The sequence below is a fragment of the Streptomyces sp. B1866 genome, from assembly GCF_031932565.1.
GTDB lineage: Bacteria > Actinomycetota > Actinomycetes > Streptomycetales > Streptomycetaceae > Streptomyces.
This window is the reverse complement of record NZ_JAVSCF010000374.1, coordinates 1-4,443: the sequence shown is the minus strand read 5'-3', so window position 1 is coordinate 4,443 and position 4,443 is coordinate 1. Positions and strand designations below refer to the sequence as shown.

The 4,443-nt window shown below is 74.9% G+C and carries 6 protein-coding genes; 3 read left to right on the top strand and 3 right to left on the bottom strand.

What is annotated here, in order from left to right; all coding sequences use genetic code 11:
- Nucleotides 1–400: 400 nt before the first annotated feature.
- Nucleotides 401–1,216 carry an alpha/beta hydrolase gene (locus tag RKE29_RS28210; RefSeq protein ID WP_312008520.1) on the top strand — a complete coding sequence of 272 codons (816 nt, stop codon included), beginning with the start codon at nt 401–403 and terminating at the stop codon, nt 1,214–1,216.
- Nucleotides 1,217–1,462: 246 nt separating this feature from the next.
- Here the strand turns inward: RKE29_RS28210 and RKE29_RS28205 are convergent, their stop codons facing one another.
- The 3 genes from RKE29_RS28205 to RKE29_RS28195 all read right to left on the bottom strand — a co-directional run bounded on the left by RKE29_RS28205 (nt 1,463) and on the right by RKE29_RS28195 (nt 3,593).
- Complete coding sequence (locus RKE29_RS28205; RefSeq protein ID WP_312008519.1) at nt 1,463–2,134, bottom strand: lytic transglycosylase domain-containing protein; 672 nt, start codon at nt 2,132–2,134, stop codon at nt 1,463–1,465.
- 84 nt (nt 2,135–2,218) lie between these two features.
- Nucleotides 2,219–2,893: a VTT domain-containing protein gene (locus RKE29_RS28200; RefSeq protein ID WP_312008518.1), complete on the bottom strand. Its 675-nt coding sequence runs from the start codon at nt 2,891–2,893 to the stop codon at nt 2,219–2,221.
- 214 nt (nt 2,894–3,107) lie between these two features.
- The gene (locus RKE29_RS28195) at nt 3,108–3,593 is read right to left on the bottom strand and encodes a DoxX family protein (RefSeq protein WP_312008517.1); all 486 of its coding nucleotides are present in this window, start codon (nt 3,591–3,593) and stop codon (nt 3,108–3,110) included.
- A 447-nt stretch (nt 3,594–4,040) separates the two neighbouring features.
- On the opposite strand from RKE29_RS28195, the gene RKE29_RS28190 reads away from it, so the two are divergent.
- Together RKE29_RS28190 and RKE29_RS28185 are read left to right on the top strand one after the other, a co-directional pair.
- Nucleotides 4,041–4,199: a hypothetical protein gene (locus tag RKE29_RS28190; RefSeq protein ID WP_312008516.1), complete on the top strand. Its 159-nt coding sequence runs from the start codon at nt 4,041–4,043 to the stop codon at nt 4,197–4,199.
- An 8-nt stretch (nt 4,200–4,207) separates the two neighbouring features.
- A partial coding sequence (locus RKE29_RS28185) for a hypothetical protein (protein WP_312008515.1) occupies nt 4,208–4,443 on the top strand: 236 nt, incomplete at its 3' end.

The following is a 4,443-nucleotide window of genomic DNA, read 5'->3' as shown; positions in this document are numbered from 1 at the left end:
CGCGGCGCGGGCGCTCTCGCGCGGGCGGCGCGGCGCACGGCGGGCGGGCGCGCGGGCCGGCCGTCGGGCGGCCGGGGAGGCCGATTGAGCCATCCCGGTGCACCGGGTGCGCGGAAGGGCGTGATGCATATGCGCGACACGCTTGCCAGCGCTCGCCGTTGACGCCACCGTTATCCGCACGGGCGCACTACGCGCCCCGGCTTTACCGTTCTCCGCACACCGTGCGCCTGCCCGCGTTCACGAACCGACCGAATCTGTCCCCTTTTCGCTTTTTGTTCTCTAAGCTGACCCGTTTGCACATCCCGACACCCCATCCCCATCCCCACCGCCAGACCGCTCGTACTCCTCACCCCCATTCCGACGTCGTCTGACAGGGACCGGAGGCGCCATGGAAGCCGTCGTGCCATCCCTTCTTCCGCCGTACGTACCGCCGTACGAGCTCGTCGGCGCGGGTCCGCGCCGGGTCATGGCCGTGCACGGCTGGCTCTGCGACCGTGCCGCCTTCGGGGCGATGCTCCCGCACATCGACCGGCGCGCCTTCACCTACGTGCTGCCCGACCTGCGCGGCTACGGCGAGGCGCGCGGCGTCCCCGGCGACTACACCGCCACCGAGGCCGCGCACGACCTGCTGGCGCTCGCCGACCACCTCGGCTGGGACCGGTTCTCGCTCGTCGGGCACTCGATGGGCGCCGTCGTCACGCAGCGGGTCGTGGTCGCCGCCCCGCGCAGAGTGCGGCGCTTAGTGGGGGTCGCCCCCGTGCCCGCCTGCGGGGTGCCGATGGGTGACGAGCAGTGGGCCCTGTTCGCGGCGGCGGCCGAGGACCCGGAGAAGCGGCGGGAGATCATCGACTGGGCCACCGCCCGCCGCCATCCCGATGCCTGGCTGGATCTGATGGTTCGTCACTCGCTGGGTTCGAGCGACGTGAAGGCGGTCCGGGCCTGGCTGGACTCCTGGGCTCGCGAGGACTTCCACGAGCGGGTGGCGGGCTGCACGGTGCCGGCGCGGGTGGTGGTCGGCGCGTACGACCCGGCGATGACGGCGGAGGTGATGCGGCAGACCTGGCTGCGCTGGTATGCCCACGCGGACCTGGTGGAGCTGCCGTGGGCCGGGCACTACCCGTTCGACGAGGCGCCGTTGGAGCTGGTACGGGCCGTCGAGGGCTTCCTCACCGCGGACGGCGCCGCGGACGGCCGGGCGCGAGGCGGCGCGGCGTAGGCGCGGCCCCACGGCACCCGGGCCGGGAGGCTTCCGCGGCTCCGGCGGCCCGCCCGACGCGGGAAGCCCACGGGGGCGCGGGCGGCAGGGCGGGCGCCGGGAGCGCGCGACTCCGGGCGGGCGCCCGGAAGCGCCCTCCGGGCGTGCCGTGCAACCGCGCGCCGGGGTCGTCCGCCACGCCGGAGAAGCCCCGGAGACGTCCCGGTGACGCACCGGGACACCCCTCGCCCGAAGCCTCGGGCCGGGTCACCGCGCCCCGGAGGGCCCGGCGCCCTGGGACGGGCTCGCCGAGGGCCCGGCGGCCCCGGACGACCCCCCGGACGACCCCCCGGACGACGCGGCGGACCCCGCCGGGCTCGCGCTCGCCCGCCGGGCCTCGCTCTCCTCGTACCCGGGCAGCAGCTTGTTCACGATCTTGTCGACGTAGCCGCGGGTCTCGTGGAGGGCGGGGATGCCGTGGGCCCGCAGCACCGCGTTCGGGCCGGCGTTGTACGCGGCCAGCGCCAGGCTGGTGCGATCGCCGGGCACGTCGGCGACCACGTCGTACAGGTGGCACATGTAGCGCGCCTGGGAGGGGATGGCGTCCTTGGGCTCCCACACGTCGGCCTTGCCGTCGCCGTTCCCGTCCCGGCCCCACTCGGCCCAGGTGACCGGCGCGAACTGCGAGATGCCCTGCGCGTGCCCGGAGTCGGCGTCGCGCCGCCAGCCGCTCTCGGCGTCGATCTGGGCGGCCAGCAGCGGCACGCTCAGCCGGGGGCAGGTGCGGGCGGCCGCCTCCACGACCGGCCGGTGCTCCTCGGGGACGGCAGGCAGGTCGGGGCCTGAGGAGCCGGTGAGGCCCCGCACGACGACGACGCCGACGGCCACCAGCGCGGCCGCGCCGAGGGCCGCGGAAGCGGAGCGGGCCCGGGGGGTCACGCGGCGCCCGCCGGGGTGGATATGCGCATGAGGGGACGGTAGCCAAGATCCCCGGCCGACCTGTAATCGCGCACGGCCAGGGCCTTACGGGACCTGCCGGGCGGGCGCGGCGCCGACCGGCTCGGCCCGCTGGGCGCCGCCGGGCCGCCGCATCACGTACGCGGCGCCCGCGCCCGCCGCGAAGAGCGCCAGCAGCGAGACGCCGGTGGCCAGCCAGGTGGCGCCGAGCCACTGCCCGCCCAGGTAGCCCAGGCTCACGCTGTACGCGGCCCACGCCAGGCCCGCCACCGCCGACCACGGCAGGAACTCCCGGACGTGCCGGTGCGCGGCGCCCGCGGCCAGGCTGACCACCGAGCGGCCGGCGGGCGCGAAGCGGGCTATGACCACCAGCGCGCCGCCGCCGCGGGTGAGCGCCGTGCCGAGCGTGGCCTGCGCGGTGGTCAGGCGGCGGGAGCGGGCCACGGCGCGGGCGAGGCGGTCGCTGCCGCGCCAGGCCAGCCGGTAGGCGACCATGTCGCCGAGGACGGAGGCGGTGGCGGCGCACAGCAACAGGGCCAGCATCTCGGCGAAGTCGGCCTCGCCGGCCTGGACCCGCACCGCGCCGACGGCGTCGACGGTGGTTCCGGCCGCGGCCGTGGCCGCGGTGATCACAAGGACGCCGCTGGGGAGGACGGGGAGGAACACGTCCAGGAGGACGGACAGCCCGATGATCGCGTACATCCATGGGGTGTTGATCAGCGACCCCAGCAGCTCCAGCACGTCTCTCCCGTTTCCCGTTCCCCCGCCGCGATGTCGCAGGGGAGCGGCAGGAGCGGCCTTGTTACGTAACAGCCATACAGCGTACGCGTGTGACTGGAGAGAATAGCTGGTAGGGGTGAGGTGAAACTGTGCAGGTCACCGATGCGGGGCCGGATTGCCCCGCATCGCGCGAAGTGCGCCCTCCCCGGGCCCTCCCCGGATTCTCCCCGGTCCGTCAGACCGCTCTGGCCTCCTGGTCTGCGGGGTCGGCCGACGCCGCCGCCGACGGCCGGCCGGCGCCCAGCACCCGGTCGAGCGACCACGGGCCGGGACCGGTGAAGACGATCAGCAGCAGGGCCCAGCAGAACAGGGCGGACAGTTCGCCGTTGTTCTCGATCGGCCACAGCTTCTCCGGCTGGTGCTCCACGAAGTACGCGTACGCCATGGAGCCGGAGGACAGGAACGCCGCGCTGCGCGTGCCCAGGCCCAGCAGCACCAGGCCGCCGCCGACGAGTTGGATGACGGCCGCGTACCAGCCGGGCCAGTCGCCGGCCTCGACGGTGCCGCCGGAGCCGTCGACGCCGTCGAACCAGCCGAGCAGCGAACGCCCGCCGTGGCAGAGGAACAGCAGGCCGATCACGATGCGGAAGAGGGACACCACGTGCGGGCGCACGGCGTCCAGCCGTTCCGACACGGCGGTGGGCAGAGCGGACGGAGACATGCGGACAACTCCTCGTCGTCGGGCGGTCGGGCGGTCGAGCGGTCGGGCACGAACGGGCGCGTACCGGCGCGCGGCGCGCGGGCGCCGGACCCGGCACCGGGCCTGGCATGAGGCGGCGGACCGGCGGGGGCCGGCGCGCGGGCCGTCGGACGGCCGCCCGGGCCGCCGTGAGCCGCCCGGGCCGTGAGCCGTGAGCGTGGACAGTGCAAGCAAGGCTAGGGATCCCCAAGCTTTGCTTGCAAGTTCAAATTTACTTCCGTGGCCCTTCCACCTTCACACCCCGTGGACCGCCGGGCGTCCCCCAGCCGGAGACACGCGCGGTACTACGAGGGGCGTATCCGCATTAAGTCATCGGCGGCAGGCGCTTCATGACCGGGCGTCATACGGCGTGCGCGTCGCCGCGGGACCACTTCCCACGCCGCCGGAGAACCTGCCACCCTGGCGTGCGTGCCCGAAGACCAGGCGTGCCCGGGCTGCGGCGGCACGGGCCTCACCGACCACACCGAACACTCCGTCGAGACAGACGAGGACGGGCAGCAGAAGCCCGTCGTGCGGTCCTGGATCGGATCGTGCTCCGTCTGCAACGGCACCGGAGTCGTGACCTAGGAGTTCCTGTGCGCACCGTCTACGTCTGCCTGAACTGCGCGTGCCTGTACCTGCCGCCGGAGTCGATGCGCTACCCCACGGCCGGCCTGGAGGCCAGCCCGGTCCACTGCTCGCTGCCCGGCTGCAAGGAGGCGGTCGAACGGGCCGTGGCCGGCCTCGCGGTCCCCGTCGAGCTGATCGCCCAGTGGGCCCGCCGCGCCGCCGGGCTCGACGGCGAGCCGCGCCGCCCCCGGCACGGGCGGCG